Genomic DNA, 15,765 nt, shown 5'->3' with positions numbered 1-15,765 from the left:
GGATGGAGCAAGTATTAGTAACGGGAGCGAATGGTTTTGTAGGTAAAGCCTTGGCAAGAGATCCTCGTACAAGCGGTTTTTCCTTTCTTACGCAACAAAAAATAGCGCCTGGTGCAAAGAATTGGCTTAAAGTAAGGGATTTTGCAGACTCACGCAATAGAGACTTTTCTTCTGTACTAAAAAATATTTCTGTAGTCGTTCATCTGGCTTCCGCAGCGCATAGATATAACTTAGATGAAAACTATCTCTATAGTGTGAATTTTGCTGCAACAGTGAGCTTAGCGGAACAAGCAGCTAAAGCTGGGGTAAAACGCTTCATCTATTTAAATACGATTAATGTATATGGTAGCCAAACTCACATTAATATTAATACAGAACTTCGCCCATTAGACTATAATTCCAAAATTAGGCTTAGCGTTGAGTCTGAACTTAGAAGGATTAGCGTAGAAACTGGAATGGAAATAGTTATTATCAGAAGCCCATTAATTTACGGAAAAGATGCTCCAGGAAACTTTGGTACGTTATTAAAGGTCGCCAAAAATAATTACCCCCTACCTTTGGGAGCAATTAACAATCACAGAAGTTATGCAGCGCTAGATAATGTAGTGGACTTGCTGATAGTTTGTGTAAGTCACCCAAAAGCAAAAGGCCAGTGCTTTTTAATAAGTGATGACGAAGTTATATCGACATCTGAACTGTTGAAAAAGTTAATCATAAGTTCAGGTAATAAGCCAAGACTTTTGCCTATCCCAACTTTCTTTTTGAATCTAGCAGCAGCTATCGTTGGAAAAAAATCTACAGTAGAAAAGCTTTCGAGCTCTTTAATTGTGGATATCGAACACACGAAAAGAATATTAGGCTGGGAGCCACCCGTCACTATTGATGAAGGTATTCGACGCTGTTTTTAATATGAACTAATGGATATATAAATGATACGTTTACTCGACTTTTTATTTGCCTTGTTTGGCCTTTTATTCGCATTTCCTTTCTTGGTTATTTTATACATTATTGGCCTCTTTGATACGGGTTCTCCAATTTTTACTCAAGAGCGAGTTGGTAGAAATAAAAAGCCATTTACTTTAGTTAAGTTTAGAACGATGAAAGTAGATACCGCTTCTGTGGCAAGTCACCTTGCGAGTACCTCTTCTATTACACCATTTGGGCATTTTCTTCGCAAAACAAAACTAGACGAGCTTCCACAACTTTGGAATGTACTTAAAGGTGAAATGAGCTTGGTAGGTCCTCGTCCTGGTCTTTACAATCAAGAAGAGCTCACATATGCGAGAGAAGCTAAAGACATATATTCGGTTAGGCCTGGAATTACTGGTCTCGCGCAGGTGAATGAAATCGATATGTCAACCCCTGAATTACTTGCGACAACAGACAGGAAAATGATTGATACTTTGACAGTGGCTAACTATTTTAAATATATAGTAATGACGGTAACTGGCAGTGGGTCAGGAGATCGAGTTGGTAAACACTAGTTTAAGATACTTTCTGTCTTAAACTTAAGCTTCTTCATATTTTCCTCATACATTTTTGCTACTTTTGTGTATACTGCAACATGTACTATGCTTTAGTTCGTCTGCGGTTTTAATTCGGATTGGAATAAAAAGGGAACACAATGGATAGTTGGTTTCGCGCTTTACTTGGCGCTTCTCGTAGCCAAAAACGACTTCTCACGCTCGTATTAGATTCAGTTTTTATAGTCTCAGCCTTTTGGTTAGCGCTTATTGTTCGCCTCGATAGCTTTGCACCATTGGCTAATTTAAATAACTGGTTAATCCTCGCGTTATTACTTCCCATTAGCTTGGTGATATTTGTAAAACTTGGTTTGTATCGCGCTGTACTCCGTTACGTTGGGGCTAATGCAGTCGGTGCTGTTGTGCTTGGTACAGTTATTAGTACCGTGATTTTAGTGTTGTCTTCATTTTTTACGCAAACCGCCATTCCTCGTACTATGCCCTTTATTTATGCGTGGTTGATGATACTTTCTGTGGGTGGTTCGCGCATTTTAGTAAGAGCACTTATTTGGCGATTAACCTCATTTACTAAAACCCCAGTGGTTATTTATGGCGCTGGAGATGCAGGCCGGCAGTTAGCTACTGCGCTAGCAACAGGTCCTGACTATTATGTTACGGCGTATCTAGACGATGACGCTACCAAACATAATGCGATTATCCAGGGGATCCCCGTTGTCGCCTTTGACGAAATCTATAATTTGATAGATAAAAAGCGAGTAAATAAGGTTTTGCTTGCTTTACCAAGCGTATCGCGCTCTCGCCGTAAAGAAATACTCACTAAGTTAGAAAAACTACCGCTCGAGGTGATGACAGTGCCAGGTATGGCAGACGTTATTGACGGTAAAGCGCAGCTTAATGATATAAAAGAAGTCGAAATCGAAGACTTACTGGGCAGAGACCCTGTAGCGCCACAAACAGAGCTGATGGCTGCAAATATAAAAGATAAAGTCATTATGGTAACCGGTGCAGGCGGTTCTATAGGCTCTGAACTGTGTAGGCAAATCATATTAAATGGACCTAAAAAGTTGGTGCTTTTTGAGGTGTCCGAGTATGGTTTATATAGCATTGAAAAGGAGCTGAATCAGCTTGCATTAAATAAAGGTGTATCATTGGAAATAGTACCAGTGATGGGGTCGGTGCAACGTATCAACCGTATTGAAACTTGCATGAAAGCCTTCGGGGTGCAAACTGTCTATCATGCCGCAGCTTATAAGCATGTACCGCTTGTAGAGCAAAATGTTGTTGAGGGTGTTCGTAATAACGTATTTGGTACTTATTACACAGCTAAAGCCGCTATTAACGCGGGAGTAGAGACTTTTGTATTAATCTCTACAGATAAAGCGGTGCGCCCCACAAATGTAATGGGTGCAACCAAGCGTATGGCAGAGTTAGTGTTACAAGCCTTGGCTGAAAGTAAAGTAACGTCTAAAAATACCCGCTTTTGCATGGTACGTTTTGGTAATGTACTTGGCTCTAGCGGTTCAGTTGTGCCTCTATTCCGTAAGCAGATTAAAGAAGGTGGACCAATTACCTTAACGCATAAAGATATCACCCGGTTTTTTATGACCATACCAGAAGCTGCGCAGTTAGTTATTCAGGCGGGTGCCATGGGTAAGGGGGGGGACGTATTTGTGCTAGATATGGGAGAGTCTGTTAAGATCAAGGATTTAGCGACCAAAATGGTGCACCTTTCTGGCTTAGAGGTTAAATCAGAGTCCAACCCTCATGGTGATATTGAAATTGAATGTACAGGATTGCGACCAGGTGAAAAGTTATATGAAGAATTATTGATTGGTGACAATGTAGAAGAAACCTCTCATCCACGGATCATGACGGCCAACGAGGTAAAACTACCGATGGCAGAGCTAGAGTCTTTTATGAGTGCAATGGACACGGCTTGTCATAATTTTGATCATGAACTTATTCGTAAATTGTTGCTAGAAGCACCTACAGGTTTTAATCCTACAGATGGTATTTGTGATTTGGTGTGGAATGAAAAACGCCAAGTACTTGAAGTCGAGCGTGAGTCCGAGCTGAAAGTGGTTAACTTTAGAAACGTGTAACATGCTTATCGCGGGGTTATACATTCGTAGCGGCGACTCTATGTCGCGACGATCTTTCTCGGGCTAAACCCGCTGCTACGAAGTTGGGTTTTTCTATACTTCATTGTAGGATATCTACATAATACTTATAACGGTGGCTGAGTTTGTTAATTTGCTCTTTCACACTTAATTCAAGAATTGAAAATAAAAATCGGTCTGCGCACATGTCAAAAATAAATACGATTCTTGCAGGTAGCATTGCACTTGCAAGCATACCTGTTTTAGCTGATACCCAAATAAATAACTACACTGCATTTGCGGGGTACACTGGTATTTTTAATACCCCTACTGCTGAGGTACTTAAAAAGGGAAGTATAGATATTGGTTACAATAATAACCTAGATCTTCGTGGTGAGAGGTATGTTGATGGGCATAATTATATTTTTGCTGCTGGACTGTTTGATGGCTTAGAAGTAAGTGGGCAAATAGCTGCAAGTTCGATGCATGACAATCTATTTAACGCTGAGATAAAAGCCGAAAAGCAGACCCGTGACCTTTCTTTTAATCTTAAATACCAACTCCCTTTTGTGCCTAAAGAGTGGTTTAACTTAGCAATAGGGGGTAAAGACCTCGGCGGTGCGGCTAACAATTATGAAACCTATTATTTGGCAGGGTCTCGTGAATGGAACGACTTTAGATTCTCTGCAGGTTTTGCGGTAAGCGATCGCGCAACAGGGCAAATGGATGGTGCATTTGCGGGTATTGAGTGGCAGCCACTAGACTGGCTAGCTGTACAAGTGGAACATGATGCTGATGCAGTTAATGCCGGTTTGCGCTTAACAGTACCAAAAGCATGGATTTATGATGTAGGTACTTTAACGCTTACCAGTAAGTTTTACAGTAATACCGATCACGCTGAAAAAGACACTTTTTGGGGTGTAAACTTCTCTATGCCTTTGTTTGAGCAGGCAACATTAAATGACCCCTTAGAAGCAGCTCCAGCGCCAACGCTTGATGCAGACGCCGAGCGAGAAGCGGCATTTAAAGCTCATTATGAGGAGCAGCGCCGTCTCGCCCGTAAACCTCTTCCTGAAGCGAAAAAAGAAGTCACAGAGCGTGATGAATATAAAAAGTCTCTAACAATGCAAACGCGCGCTTTAAAAGCGGCACTCTTGGAAGATGGCTTTGAGTCGGTGAGTGTTGGCTTTAATCGAGACCCTCATGTTGTCGTGAGTTTTGAAAACTATGTTTTTAATCGCAACGACATAGATGCAATTGGCTTAGTATTAGGTCGTATTGCTGAACATGTGAACGAGCCGAACGCGCAGTTTACTGTTCAATTGCTAAACCGTGGTATTCCAATGTTGGCACTTAGAGGCCACATTAATAACTATAGAGAGTTTGTAAATACTGGCACTACACCTGATATGGATATTCGTCGAGGCGAAATGGACCCAATTGGTAGTGTGTCTTGGGTTGGTATGCCAAAGGCAAATAGCGCGTACTTTAAACCAAGGTTAACCGTTGGTCCTGCACTGGACTCAAGGTTGGCAACGGAGCTGGGAGTTTATGATTTCTCACTCGCTTTAAAAGCTGATGTTGATGTACCAATGTGGTATGGCGGTGGTATTAATTTAAGTGCCGAAACTGAAGTTGCCAATACGAGTGACTACGATGATGGTAAGGCATTTGGCCGTTTGGCTAAACAAAGTGGCTTAACACAAGCGACTATCTATCAAACATTTGCACTGCCTTATGGTATTTATAACCAAACACATATCGGCTTTTTTAAAGAGTTTAATGATTACACAGGTATTAAGAACGAAACAACCTGGTTGAGTGGCAATGGTCGTCATCAATTTTCAGCAGAGCTTGGATACTTTGAGTACGATGATTATGACTTAGATAAGGATTATCAAACCTTGTCTTATCGTTATAACTGGGTTGAGCAAGATGTCAGTTTTCACGCAACTGCAGGTCGATTCTTTTATGAGGATAGTGGTGTTAAATTAGAAACGCGCTTCTGGTTTGGTGATAGCTACGTGTCGATATTTGCGCAAGATACCGATGTGCAAATCGCAGGTATATCTTTTAGCATTCCACTTACACCTAGAAAAGACATGGCACCAACACGTTATGGTCAAATTAAAGGAAATGAGGCGTGGCGTCATGCTGCAAGTACGCGAATTGGTGAATCAACAAATGCCATTGCAATTGGTCGAGGTCATTTAGTTAACACGCCGGTTAATATTGATAAAACATTCTTAAACCAAGGGCGTTTATCGAGCAGCTATGTATATAGTAACTTGGCTCGACTAAGAGAAGTGTATTTGACCTATAAATAAGAGATGGTCACAGGTAAGTCTACAATAACTAGGAATTACCTATTCGTAGCGGTGACTTTGTGTCGCGGGGCGCTTATCGCGGGATAAACCCGCCGCTACGAGAGTGGTGTTTTGGTGTGTTTTTACGGAGTAAACCGTGGTTACGGGTCGCGATTCTCTTTTTAATTTTATCTCGTGACGATAGCTACACATTTACAATTTATGCCTCGTTAATAAATAACCATTATGTTGCGATTATTTACGATAAATTTCACTTCATTCATTGTGTATTTAGTGTACCAACGGTATCCTACTTTTAAACTAAATCAAGCGGTTGGATCTAACGCTTTACTGTGATAGATTAGCAGGGTCATCGTGGGCTGTTTATATCTTGGTCATAGAGTTGACTGCAAAGCTCACGTTGAATCGGGTCAGGGAATGACTTAGTCCCTGTCTACCATACAAATTTTTAATTTAAAGCTTCCGTTCCTAGCAATGGAGCTTTTTTGTGTGTTAACGCGCTAACGTGGCGTTGTTAATGAAAAAGAAAACAAGGACTAATCATGATTGCAAACAAAAAATCTCTTCTTGCGCTGTCAGTCGCTTCTGCGTTGACGCTTTCTGGCTGTTTCAGTGACGATGACAATAACGTAACTATCCCGCCACCAGAGCCTACAGATCCAGTAGTAGTAGCGCCAGAAGCACCTGATGCACTTTCTCTAGTTGTGAGTGGTAGCGTTGTTGATAAAGATAGCACTAACATTGTTCCAGCTAAAATCGCTTTCCTAGAAAACGGCGAAGCTTCTGAAAATATCGTAAATACCAAAGGCGAAGTAACGGCAACAGTTGAAACTGGTGCAGCAGGTAACTTTGTATTTACTGTTAAAGAAGGTGCAGAGCTTTCTCAAATTACAGCTGTTGTAACCGCTGATGGCTACTTCTCAAAGAGCTTTAATATTGATCTTACTACGGAAGAAGATGTTGCTGAAGTGGCGGTTCAATTAGCGCTTGTTTCTAAAAATACTGATTCAACAGTTGAAGAAGTTGTGGAAACTGAAGTTGAAGGCGGTGTTGTAGATGCTGCAATCACAGCAACTGCTGCAAAAGGTAAAGCTGGTGCTGACGTAGTAATTCCTGCAGGTGTTGTACTTCGTGACGCAAACGGTGAAGCTATCACTGGTACAAAAGTAACACTTAACGTTGGCTCTGCTGATCCTACATCTTCAGCTGCCGGTGCAGTGCTTCCTGAAGGACTGAATGCAGATAGCGCTGCGACGTTAGCAGCTCCAGTCGGTGTTGCTAACGTAACAATGACTGATGAGAATGGCGTTAAGATCAAAAAGTTCAGCAACCCAATCTCTATCTCAATCTCTATTCCAAAAGATACTGTACTAGCATCTGAAGGCCGCGCTGTTGAAACTGGCGATGTTTTAGGCCTTTCATCTCATAACGAAGATACAGGCGTTTGGACTAAAGAGACTAATAATGAAGTTACTGTTGGTGCTTTAAACGACGCTGGCACGGCTTACAAAGCTTCATTTATGACAGATCACCTTACATTCTTCACCGCAACTGATGAAGTTGCCGTATGTAACAATGATGTTTCTGTAAATATCACTGGTGACGTACCAGCAGGCGGCTTATTTGTTGACGTTCAGTCATCTGATATCAATGCAACTAAGTTTATCGCTTCAGGCGCAACGTCTAAAGTGATTTACACTGCAGAGAACGCGGGTAAAAACAATGTAAGCGCTGACGCTACTGCGCGTATTGTACTTCGTGACGCAGAAGGTACAGTGTGGTTTGATTCTGAAAATGAAGTAGCAGTATGTGGTGAAGCTGTTGCAGTAACGTTAGAAGCGCCAGCGGTTGAGTACACAACAGCATCTTTCGACTTGACGGGCGTTTGCTCTAATGACGAGTCGGTTTCTGTTCCAGTACAAAACTCAGTGGTTACTTACCGCCGTGCTGACAAGGCAACATACCTTGCTGCAAATGCTGAAGGTACATACTCATTAAATAACCTAGTTGTTGGTGAGACGTACACAGTGAGCATTGACGTATTGTCACTAGAAACTGCAGAAGATCAGGCGACATCATTCACTTTTGAAGCTGGTACTGAAGTTGCTAACCAAGAGCTAAAAATGGCTTGTGAAGAAGTTACAGGTTCTTAATAGCCTTAGCTTATAAGCTGACTACAAGTTAGATATAATAAGCCCTGCTTTGGTAAGCAGGGCTTATTTTTTTACAGTAGCTCTGCCACTGAGAATTATGCGGGTATTATTTACTCTATTGAAGTACCTCACAATCTACTCGAGCTGTTTAGTCACACTTAAACCCAATTTAATTTAGTGAATTACTGAACGTCTAAACGATCTTGCCACCCTCTATTTTAGTGTTGTTGAATCACAACCAAAGTCATTCATGCAAATACCAAAAAAGCACTAGCTTCAAATTCAACACACCGATATCGCTCTGCCTTATTTCGAGTTGGTAACACTTAAAAGCTTGTTGATGGGCTAGATTAGAAGCCGAATTTAGGCTGAGCTATAGTCATGAAAGCGCTGTGTTAAGGTCAGTCACTTGAGCGCGTATTTCGAATATCTAGAGTGTTATAAAGTCGTTCAAAATTTTAAGTCTTTAGTCAGTTAAAAAATTTTATTTCCAAACTGGACAATCCTTAAACCTTTTCTATATTTAAATTTCGATGTACTAAAACGCGCGTTAGCGCTGCTTGGCGCTTTCAAAAAAGGGAACAAGGACCAATCATGATTTCGAACAAAAAATCTTTACTCGCTTTATCTGTGGCTTCAGCTTTAGCTTTGTCAGGCTGTTTTAGCGATGACGATAATAATGTAGTAGTGACACCGCCCGACCCAACTGATCCGGTGATAGTGGCGCCAGAAACCCCTGCGGCCTTAGCATTTGCTGTAAGTGGCAATGTAGTTGACGTTGATACAGTTGATATAGTTGCACCAGCGACAATTGCCTTTTTTGAGGATGGAGAGCCAGCTTCGAGTTTGGTTAATGTCGACGGTGACGCAATAACTCAAATTACAACAGAAGACGGTAGCTACACATTTACCGTAAAAGAAGGAGCTGATGTCGGGGTTGTAACGGCTGTTGTAACTGCTGACGGTTACTTTTCAAAGAGCTTTGATATTGACTTAAGTAACGAAGACTCAGAGGCTACCCTTGAAGCTGAATTGGCGCTTGTGTCGAAAGGTGGTGATGAAGTTGTTGAAGTAAGTGTTTCTGAAAGTGTTACTAACGCAACAACAGCATCTCCTGTTACTGCTGTGGCTGCAAAAGGTAATGCAAGTTCTGATGTTTCTATTCCTGCGGGCGTGCAGCTAAGAGATGCAAATGGTAATGCTGTCACAGGTACTTCTGTATCATTAACGGTTGGCTCTGCGGATCCCACGTCTAGCAAGATTTCAGCTGTTTTACCAGCAGGCTTGAGTGCTGGTAGTACAACCAGCGTTAAAAAACCTGTTGGTGTAAGCAATGTTACTATGCAAGATAATAACGGAACTAAGATCAAGCAATTTAGTCAAGAGATCGACGTTTCTGTTTCACTTCCCGTCGCAACTTTAGCACCTTCTGGTGATAGAACAATTCAGACGGGAGATATGTTTGATGTCTCTTCAAATAATGAAGATACCGGAAAATGGCAATCAGAAACGAATAAAGCAACCGTTGGTGCGTTAAACGCTGAAGGTACGGCTTACAAAGCCTCTTTTAAAACCGACCACCTTACGTTTTTTACACTGTCTCGTTCAGTTCCAATCTGTACGCAAGGTATTACTGTTAATGTGACTGGCGATACTGTTCCGAGTTCAGGTCTATATGTGAGTATGACCTCTGCTGATGCGAGCGTATCAAGCTATTTACGCGGTGGTGCTACGTCAAAAACCGTTGTTTCAGCTAGTACTTCAGCGCGTTATGGTATTAGCTCAACCGCAACAGCACGTGTAGTTATCCGTGATGCTGCAGGTAACGTGTGGGGGAATGCGTCATCAACAAATGCTGAAGTTCAGGTATGTAATGGCCCAATTGCGATCACGCTAGCAAACCCAATTCAAACTACTGTGAACGAAAATGTAACTGTTAGAGCTGTTTGTTCTAACGATACAACGGTAACAGAAGTTATTCCAGGTGCGATTGTAAAATATAGATCAAGCACTACTAAGCCATTCCGCACAGCTGCGAATAACGGTGACGGTACATTTGCACTGTCAGCACTTAACGGTGATATCGCATCATACGCTGTCAGAGTAGATCCTCGAATTTCAGCACCATTTACAGCGTCTATCACACCCGATGGAACAGATGAAATCATCGATGTTTCAGTAGCTTGTGATACTGTAACAGGCAGCTAAGTAAAGTATGATTAGTCCAATCAGTTAAGCCGCGGAGACGCGGCTTTTTTCACGCTTAATAATTTACTTATCAAGTCATATTCCCAAAATTAACCATTTCTTTGATGGTAACGATTTTATGCTGTGTATCTTTTACTTGCTAAAGCTCACGGGGAAAAAGAGCAAGAGCTATCAAACTTCCGAAAAAGACTAAAAACCGTTAAACTTAAATCTGTTTTAAACTCAAGATATTGACCACTGTATGAAAACTCATTTAGGCAGACGAGCATTTTCCTCTATGGAACTTCATACCTTGTTCAATGGCTATATTTACTCTGATGAAAAGCTAAAGCGTGAACAGCCTAAGCATTGGCACTTTTGGTTGCCTTTGCTGAGTTATTACACCGGTGCGTATAGTGATGAAATTGGCTCACTTACACTTGATGATGTTTATTACGAAGGCCACGTTCATGTATTTCACTTTAACACCCACGGTAAAATTCAACCACGAGTGGTGCCCATTCATCCTGCACTATGGCAAGCTGGACTGGAACAATATCTAGCATTAGTAAAACAGCTAGGAGAGCGGCGTATTATGTTCGATTTACCTGCGAAAACTGGTCGTTATAGCGAGAAGGTCAGAATTTGGTTTTCTGGAGAAGGTGAAAGACAAGGATATCTACAAAAATGTGGTTTACCCAATGTTGATCAGCAAGGTATGAAAACTGCTATTAGTAGTATGAGGTTGAACTTTGAACAACAGATCCGCATCTCAGCTATTCAACTTGGTAGCAAAGCCAGTTTTCAGTATTTGCTTGGATTGAAAGAGGATGGTCATGAGGTTGAGCAGCCGCCTCTCACGATACTCAAACAAGTGATATCTCCCATACGCGTTATTAACCCAAATATAACGTGGCAACGATTTCTAGAGCGTCATTAATTGTAGTAATCAGTTACTACCACTTTGCAGATCGAGTGTATTACTATTTGCAAGGTAGGTTAAACATGTGACACGCAACATAGACGCCAAATTTTTGATCTCACCATGACGCTCAATTACTTCTTGATAAAGTGTCGAAATAAACTCGGAAAGTGTTAATTGTTCACTTTGCGCGATGGTTTCTAAAACTTGCCAAGTTTCATTTTCTAAGGCGAGGCTAGTCACTACACCTTGAATGCGAATTGAACGTTTGACCACCTTATAGCGGTGGGGGGCGGTTGATGCGTAGAGCTCACACATATTGATTCCAAAGGTAAAGTAATGGCAAAAATGATCCACACTATGGTCAGAGTAAAAGATGCAGAACAATCAGTTAAATTCTATCATGATGTATTTGCATTGGCAGTGAAGCGACGTATAGATTTCTCTAACTTTTCTCTTATCTACCTTGGTAATGATGAAACCTCGTTTGAATTGGAGCTCACTTGGAACCATGATGTCGCTGAAGAATATACGCTAGGTAATGGTTATGGGCACCTGGCGTTTGTTGTGGACGACTTAGCCGCGGTTTTTAATCAAGCCCAAGAGAAAGGTTACCAGCCAAAAGAAATAAAGGATTTTTATAATCAAAGTATATTAGTTGCTAGATTCTTTTTTATTAAAGATCCCGATGGTTATGATATTGAAGTTATCGAAAGAAGTGATGTGTATCGGTAGTAACGGATTTACTCCGCACCAAAGGTGGTCGATCTCGACATAAAATGGTTAAAGGAGTTGTGGCGTAAAGGCATGAAAACAATCGCAGTCCAAAGTTGCTGCTACGAATTTCCGTAAATTTGTAGCAGCGGGTTTAGCCCTCAGTAAATTAAGACGCGATACTTAATTGATTAGCGTGTTTAAAAATTGTGAAAACTCTTCACCTAATTGCTCATCGCGAATCGCATATTCAACAATGGCTTTAAGGTAACCAAGCTTATCGCCACAATCGTGCGAACGACCACTCATATGAAAAGCCTCAACGGTTTCCTGTTCCATCAGCATATCGATAGCATCGGTTAATTGGATCTCTCCACCAGCTCCAACTGGCGTTTTTCTTAGCAGTGGCCAAATGTTTTTAGAAAGCACATAGCGGCCAACAACTGCTAGGTTAGAAGGGGCTTCTTCTACAGTTGGCTTTTCTACCATATGCTTTATTGCACTACTTTCACCTGGGCGTAGCGACACGCCATTGATATCAGCGATACCGTACTTGCAAACATCCTGCTGTGGCACTGGCTCTAGCATGATTTGGCTGGCTTTAGTATGGTCAAAGCGAGATAACATTGCAGCTAAATTTTCTTTTTCTTGATCGGCAGTGTATTCATCTAAAATCACATCGGGCAGTACAACAACAAAATCATTATCCCCAACGATAGGTTGTGCACATAAAACAGCATGACCGAGACCTTTGGCTTCACCCTGACGGACGTGCATAATCGTAACATCTTCAGGACAAATCGAACGGACCTCGTCTAAAAGCTTACGTTTTACACGTTTTTCGAGTGTTGCCTCTAGCTCAAAGCTAGTATCAAAGTGGTTCTCAATCGCATTTTTTGACGAGTGAGTCACTAACACAATTTCTTTTATGCCCGCAGCAACACATTCTTTCACTATATATTGAATCAGTGGTTTATCTACCAAAGGTAACATTTCTTTAGGAATGGCTTTGGTCATAGGAAGCATCCTTGTTCCTAACCCAGCGACTGGGATCACTGCTTTCATATCATCTCCGGTTTAAATCTTGCTGCCTTTTTAATTTAGCCCGCAATTCTAACCAGAATAAGTAAAGTTGCAAACGAATTTCTGTTGCAATATGTACAGTTGCTTATGAAAACCTGACTTTTAGCAGTCAAGAATGTGGTGTTTGAGCTGGTTGTAGAGCTTACAAGCTTAAGTAAATCTTGTGCTTCAGGATTATATAGCTCGATATCTAAGTTTGCGCAAAAAAGCCCCTTTCGGGGCTTCAATTAACCTTTAGATATGGAATAATTAAAAGTTAACTGTGATTTCATTCGAGCAGATATCACCAGATTGGCACACTTTATAGGTGTAACTAGTCGCTTCTAAATTACGCGAGAAGTCTCTGAATTTACCCGAGTTTGTTACTGTATCAATAGCTTGCCCATCACGGTAAATTGTCACGGTATCAGCACTGCTACCTTGCCATGCTAGCTCTACACGGATAAATCCTAAACGAGATTTATTGACGCGAGCAACGGATAATTCAATCTCATCAGCGCTCACCACAACAGACTGTGTAGTTGTGTTGCTGTTGCCTTCACTGTCAGTTACTGTTAGTTCAACGCTGTACTCACCAGAGGCTGCAAATTCGTGAATTGGACTTGCGTCTGTGCTGATGCTGCCATCGCCAAAATCCCATACCCAGCTAACGATATCATCATTAGGATCACGGCTTTCATCCGTAAATGCTACCGAAAGACCAGATGCGACAAAACTAAAGCCCGCAACAGGAGGTTGAGGTGACGCTTCACCTAGGCCTGTTAGGTTTAGTGTCCAGCTGTTCAATGTACCTGTATCGATACCTGCATTATCTGAGACAGACAATGTCCAGTCACCTGTTGCAACTTCACCATTAAATGCCGCAGAGTTAAAGGTTTGGTTAATATTATCTGTACCACCACCTTGGCGATTATGCAGTGTTGCCACTGTACCCGCAGGAGAGGTAAGCGTAACAATTAAGTCGCCGATGTAGGTGTGTGTAATATCCACTAAGGTATTGCTATCAAATACAGTAACGGTGTCAGCCACAGTGATCACAGAAGTAATTCCTGAAGCATCGTTATCTGGAATGTCTACCGTGGTAGTATTTTCATAGCTGAAATCACTTAATCCTTGAGGTAATACATACAGTCCTACTTGCTCTTGATCCGCAAGCTCGCCAGATGTTGCGTTAAGTGTAAAGCTATACTCGCCCCACTGAGTTGAAGCCGTAGTAGGTACTGAAAGAGTTACTGTATCACCTGGCATTGCAGTAGTCGCAGACAGCGTTGCACCTGCAATTGGTGAAGTAACAGACAAGTCAATGGTGCCCTGCCAGTCAGCGACAGAAGCAAATGTAAATTCATATGTTGCTGTATCGCCAGCAGTGATTTCTTGATTTGCAGGGCGAGCTGATACTCTAAAGCCTGGCTCTGGATCTGCATCAATTACAGCTTGATTCACATTTAAGCGTTTACCAGCTACAGTCTTGTCGGTAAGATCAGCATTGGCATCCCCACTTTGCATTAGCAAGTTTTTAAGCTCAACTGCGGTAAGTGTTGGATTGATTGAAAGTACTAGAGCCGCAGCGCCTGCAACGTGAGGCGTCGCCATTGAGGTGCCTGAATAGCTTGAATAACCACCACCAGGAACGGTAGATAAAATAGCACTACCCGGTGCGCCCATATCTACAGACGTTAGACCCCATTGTGAAAATGAAGACATCGCGTCAGTGTGTGTTGTACTTGCGATAGAGAATACGCTGTCGTGCTCGTAGCTTGAAGGATAGTGAGGGTTTACATCGTTATCTACCGCGCTGTTACCTGCTGCGGCTACAAATAAAATGTCCGCATTTTCACTTGCAGTGATCGCATCAGAAAGTGCTTGGCTAAAGCCACCGCCGCCCCAACTGTTATTAGTAACGCGAACGTTATGACCTGCATTTTTAAGTGCAACCATATAGTCAATACATTCAATCGCATCAGAAGTTGAGCCTGAGCCTGATGCATCTAAGAATTTACACCCCACGATAGACACTTCATGGTTTACACCAGCAACGCCCGTCGCATCATTACCAGACGCACCAATAGTACCAGATACGTGCGTGCCGTGACCTTGGTCATCCATTGGGTCACCACTGCCTGTGATAGCATTAATACCGAAAACATCATCAACATAGCCATTACCATCGTTGTCGATGCCATCACCTGCGATTTCACCTGGATTGCGCCATGCATTTGCTGCAAGGTCTGGGTGTGTATAATCAACACCTGTGTCAATAACACCGACGATCACGTCACGTGAGCCGATAGTGATATCCCATGCTTCAGGCGCATCGATGTCAGCATCTGCTGTACCACCTGTTTGACCTGTGTTATGCATACCCCAAAGCTCATCAAAACGGCTATCATCCGGAATACCTAACGCTTTTACTTGATAATCAGGTTCAACATAAGCGATTGCTGGGTGTGCTGCTAACTTTTCGATAGCCTGCTTCGCTGTAATACCGTCTAATTTAAAGTTTGCTAAACGACCCTGTAAAACGTGACGGTATTTGTCATCTACACCGTCGGCGTTCAGATCAGATATTTTCGCTTTAACTAGATTTCTTGCATTGGCACGAAGTGCTGCAGAAGTATTCTCTTTAAACACAACTAGGATGCTGTCATCAGCAGTTGCTGTTGTAGTTTCAATTTGAACTGCTGCTTGAGCAGTAAAAGCAAGTGCAGGTAGCAAAGCCAAAGACAATGCAGAAAGTTTTGATCTCATTATTAATAACCTTTTAATTTCAAGCGTATAAACAATACGCAATTTTTG

General features: G+C 41.9%; 11 protein-coding genes. 8 read left to right on the top strand and 3 right to left on the bottom strand.

What is annotated here, in order from left to right:
• The first annotated feature begins 2 nt into the window (after positions 1 to 2).
• The 7 genes from DRB05_RS21475 (at position 3) to DRB05_RS21445 (ending at position 11,190) form a co-directional block, all read left to right on the top strand.
• A complete protein-coding gene (locus tag DRB05_RS21475) occupies positions 3 to 908 on the top strand; it encodes an NAD-dependent epimerase/dehydratase family protein (protein ID WP_128728724.1) in 906 nt (301 codons plus the stop codon).
• Between the two features lie 21 nt (positions 909 to 929).
• Positions 930 to 1,484: a sugar transferase gene (locus tag DRB05_RS21470; protein ID WP_128728723.1), complete on the top strand. Its 555-nt coding sequence runs from the start codon at positions 930 to 932 to the stop codon at positions 1,482 to 1,484.
• 140 nt (positions 1,485 to 1,624) lie between these two features.
• Positions 1,625 to 3,586 carry a nucleoside-diphosphate sugar epimerase/dehydratase gene (locus DRB05_RS21465; protein ID WP_128728722.1) on the top strand — a complete coding sequence of 654 codons (1,962 nt, stop codon included), beginning with the start codon at positions 1,625 to 1,627 and terminating at the stop codon, positions 3,584 to 3,586.
• Positions 3,587 to 3,789: 203 nt separating this feature from the next.
• Positions 3,790 to 5,910 carry a YjbH domain-containing protein gene (locus DRB05_RS21460; protein ID WP_193554593.1) on the top strand — a complete coding sequence of 707 codons (2,121 nt, stop codon included), beginning with the start codon at positions 3,790 to 3,792 and terminating at the stop codon, positions 5,908 to 5,910.
• Between the two features lie 542 nt (positions 5,911 to 6,452).
• A complete protein-coding gene (locus tag DRB05_RS21455) occupies positions 6,453 to 8,063 on the top strand; it encodes a hypothetical protein (RefSeq protein WP_128728721.1) in 1,611 nt (536 codons plus the stop codon).
• A 594-nt stretch (positions 8,064 to 8,657) separates the two neighbouring features.
• A complete protein-coding gene (locus DRB05_RS21450; RefSeq protein ID WP_128728720.1) occupies positions 8,658 to 10,271 on the top strand; it encodes a hypothetical protein in 1,614 nt (537 codons plus the stop codon).
• 241 nt (positions 10,272 to 10,512) lie between these two features.
• Positions 10,513 to 11,190 (top strand): hypothetical protein, encoded by a 678-nt coding sequence (locus DRB05_RS21445; protein WP_193554592.1) that lies wholly within the window; start codon positions 10,513 to 10,515, stop codon positions 11,188 to 11,190.
• Positions 11,191 to 11,199: 9 nt separating this feature from the next.
• Here DRB05_RS21445 and DRB05_RS21440 read toward each other — a convergent pair whose 3' ends face one another.
• Positions 11,200 to 11,490, bottom strand: coding sequence for a ribbon-helix-helix domain-containing protein (locus DRB05_RS21440; RefSeq protein WP_128728719.1), 291 nt, complete (start codon positions 11,488 to 11,490; stop codon positions 11,200 to 11,202).
• A gap of 21 nt (positions 11,491 to 11,511) precedes the next feature.
• Between DRB05_RS21440 and DRB05_RS21435 the strand changes: the two genes are divergently transcribed.
• Positions 11,512 to 11,907, top strand: coding sequence for a VOC family protein (locus DRB05_RS21435; RefSeq protein WP_128728718.1), 396 nt, complete (start codon positions 11,512 to 11,514; stop codon positions 11,905 to 11,907).
• Between the two features lie 162 nt (positions 11,908 to 12,069).
• Here DRB05_RS21435 and galU read toward each other — a convergent pair whose 3' ends face one another.
• Together galU and DRB05_RS21425 are read right to left on the bottom strand one after the other, a co-directional pair.
• The gene (gene galU, locus DRB05_RS21430) at positions 12,070 to 12,951 is read right to left on the bottom strand and encodes a UTP--glucose-1-phosphate uridylyltransferase GalU (RefSeq protein WP_128728717.1); all 882 of its coding nucleotides are present in this window, start codon (positions 12,949 to 12,951) and stop codon (positions 12,070 to 12,072) included.
• Positions 12,952 to 13,218: 267 nt separating this feature from the next.
• Positions 13,219 to 15,717: a S8 family serine peptidase gene (locus DRB05_RS21425; RefSeq protein WP_128728716.1), complete on the bottom strand. Its 2,499-nt coding sequence runs from the start codon at positions 15,715 to 15,717 to the stop codon at positions 13,219 to 13,221.
• Positions 15,718 to 15,765 lie beyond the last annotated feature (48 nt).

The organism is Pseudoalteromonas sp. A757, assembly GCF_004103285.1.
Lineage (GTDB): Bacteria > Pseudomonadota > Gammaproteobacteria > Enterobacterales > Alteromonadaceae > Pseudoalteromonas > Pseudoalteromonas galatheae.
Note: the sequence above shows the minus strand (reverse complement) of the source record. Positions and strands in the feature narration are given on the sequence as shown.

Bases quoted from the DNA above. Each gene is read 5' to 3' on its own strand.
- DRB05_RS21475 (WP_128728724.1), top strand. From the start codon at position 3: ATGGAGCAAGTATTAGTAACGGGAGCGAATGGTTTTGTAGGTAAAGCC.
- DRB05_RS21470 (WP_128728723.1), top strand. From the start codon at position 930: ATGATACGTTTACTCGACTTTTTATTTGCCTTGTTTGGCCTTTTATTC.
- DRB05_RS21465 (WP_128728722.1), top strand. From the start codon at position 1,625: ATGGATAGTTGGTTTCGCGCTTTACTTGGCGCTTCTCGTAGCCAAAAA.
- DRB05_RS21460 (WP_193554593.1), top strand. From the start codon at position 3,790: ATGTCAAAAATAAATACGATTCTTGCAGGTAGCATTGCACTTGCAAGC.
- DRB05_RS21455 (WP_128728721.1), top strand. From the start codon at position 6,453: ATGATTGCAAACAAAAAATCTCTTCTTGCGCTGTCAGTCGCTTCTGCG.
- DRB05_RS21450 (WP_128728720.1), top strand. From the start codon at position 8,658: ATGATTTCGAACAAAAAATCTTTACTCGCTTTATCTGTGGCTTCAGCT.
- DRB05_RS21445 (WP_193554592.1), top strand. From the start codon at position 10,513: ATGAAAACTCATTTAGGCAGACGAGCATTTTCCTCTATGGAACTTCAT.
- DRB05_RS21440 (WP_128728719.1), bottom strand. From the start codon at position 11,490: ATGTGTGAGCTCTACGCATCAACCGCCCCCCACCGCTATAAGGTGGTC.
- DRB05_RS21435 (WP_128728718.1), top strand. From the start codon at position 11,512: ATGGCAAAAATGATCCACACTATGGTCAGAGTAAAAGATGCAGAACAA.
- galU (WP_128728717.1), bottom strand. From the start codon at position 12,951: ATGAAAGCAGTGATCCCAGTCGCTGGGTTAGGAACAAGGATGCTTCCT.
- DRB05_RS21425 (WP_128728716.1), bottom strand. From the start codon at position 15,717: ATGAGATCAAAACTTTCTGCATTGTCTTTGGCTTTGCTACCTGCACTT.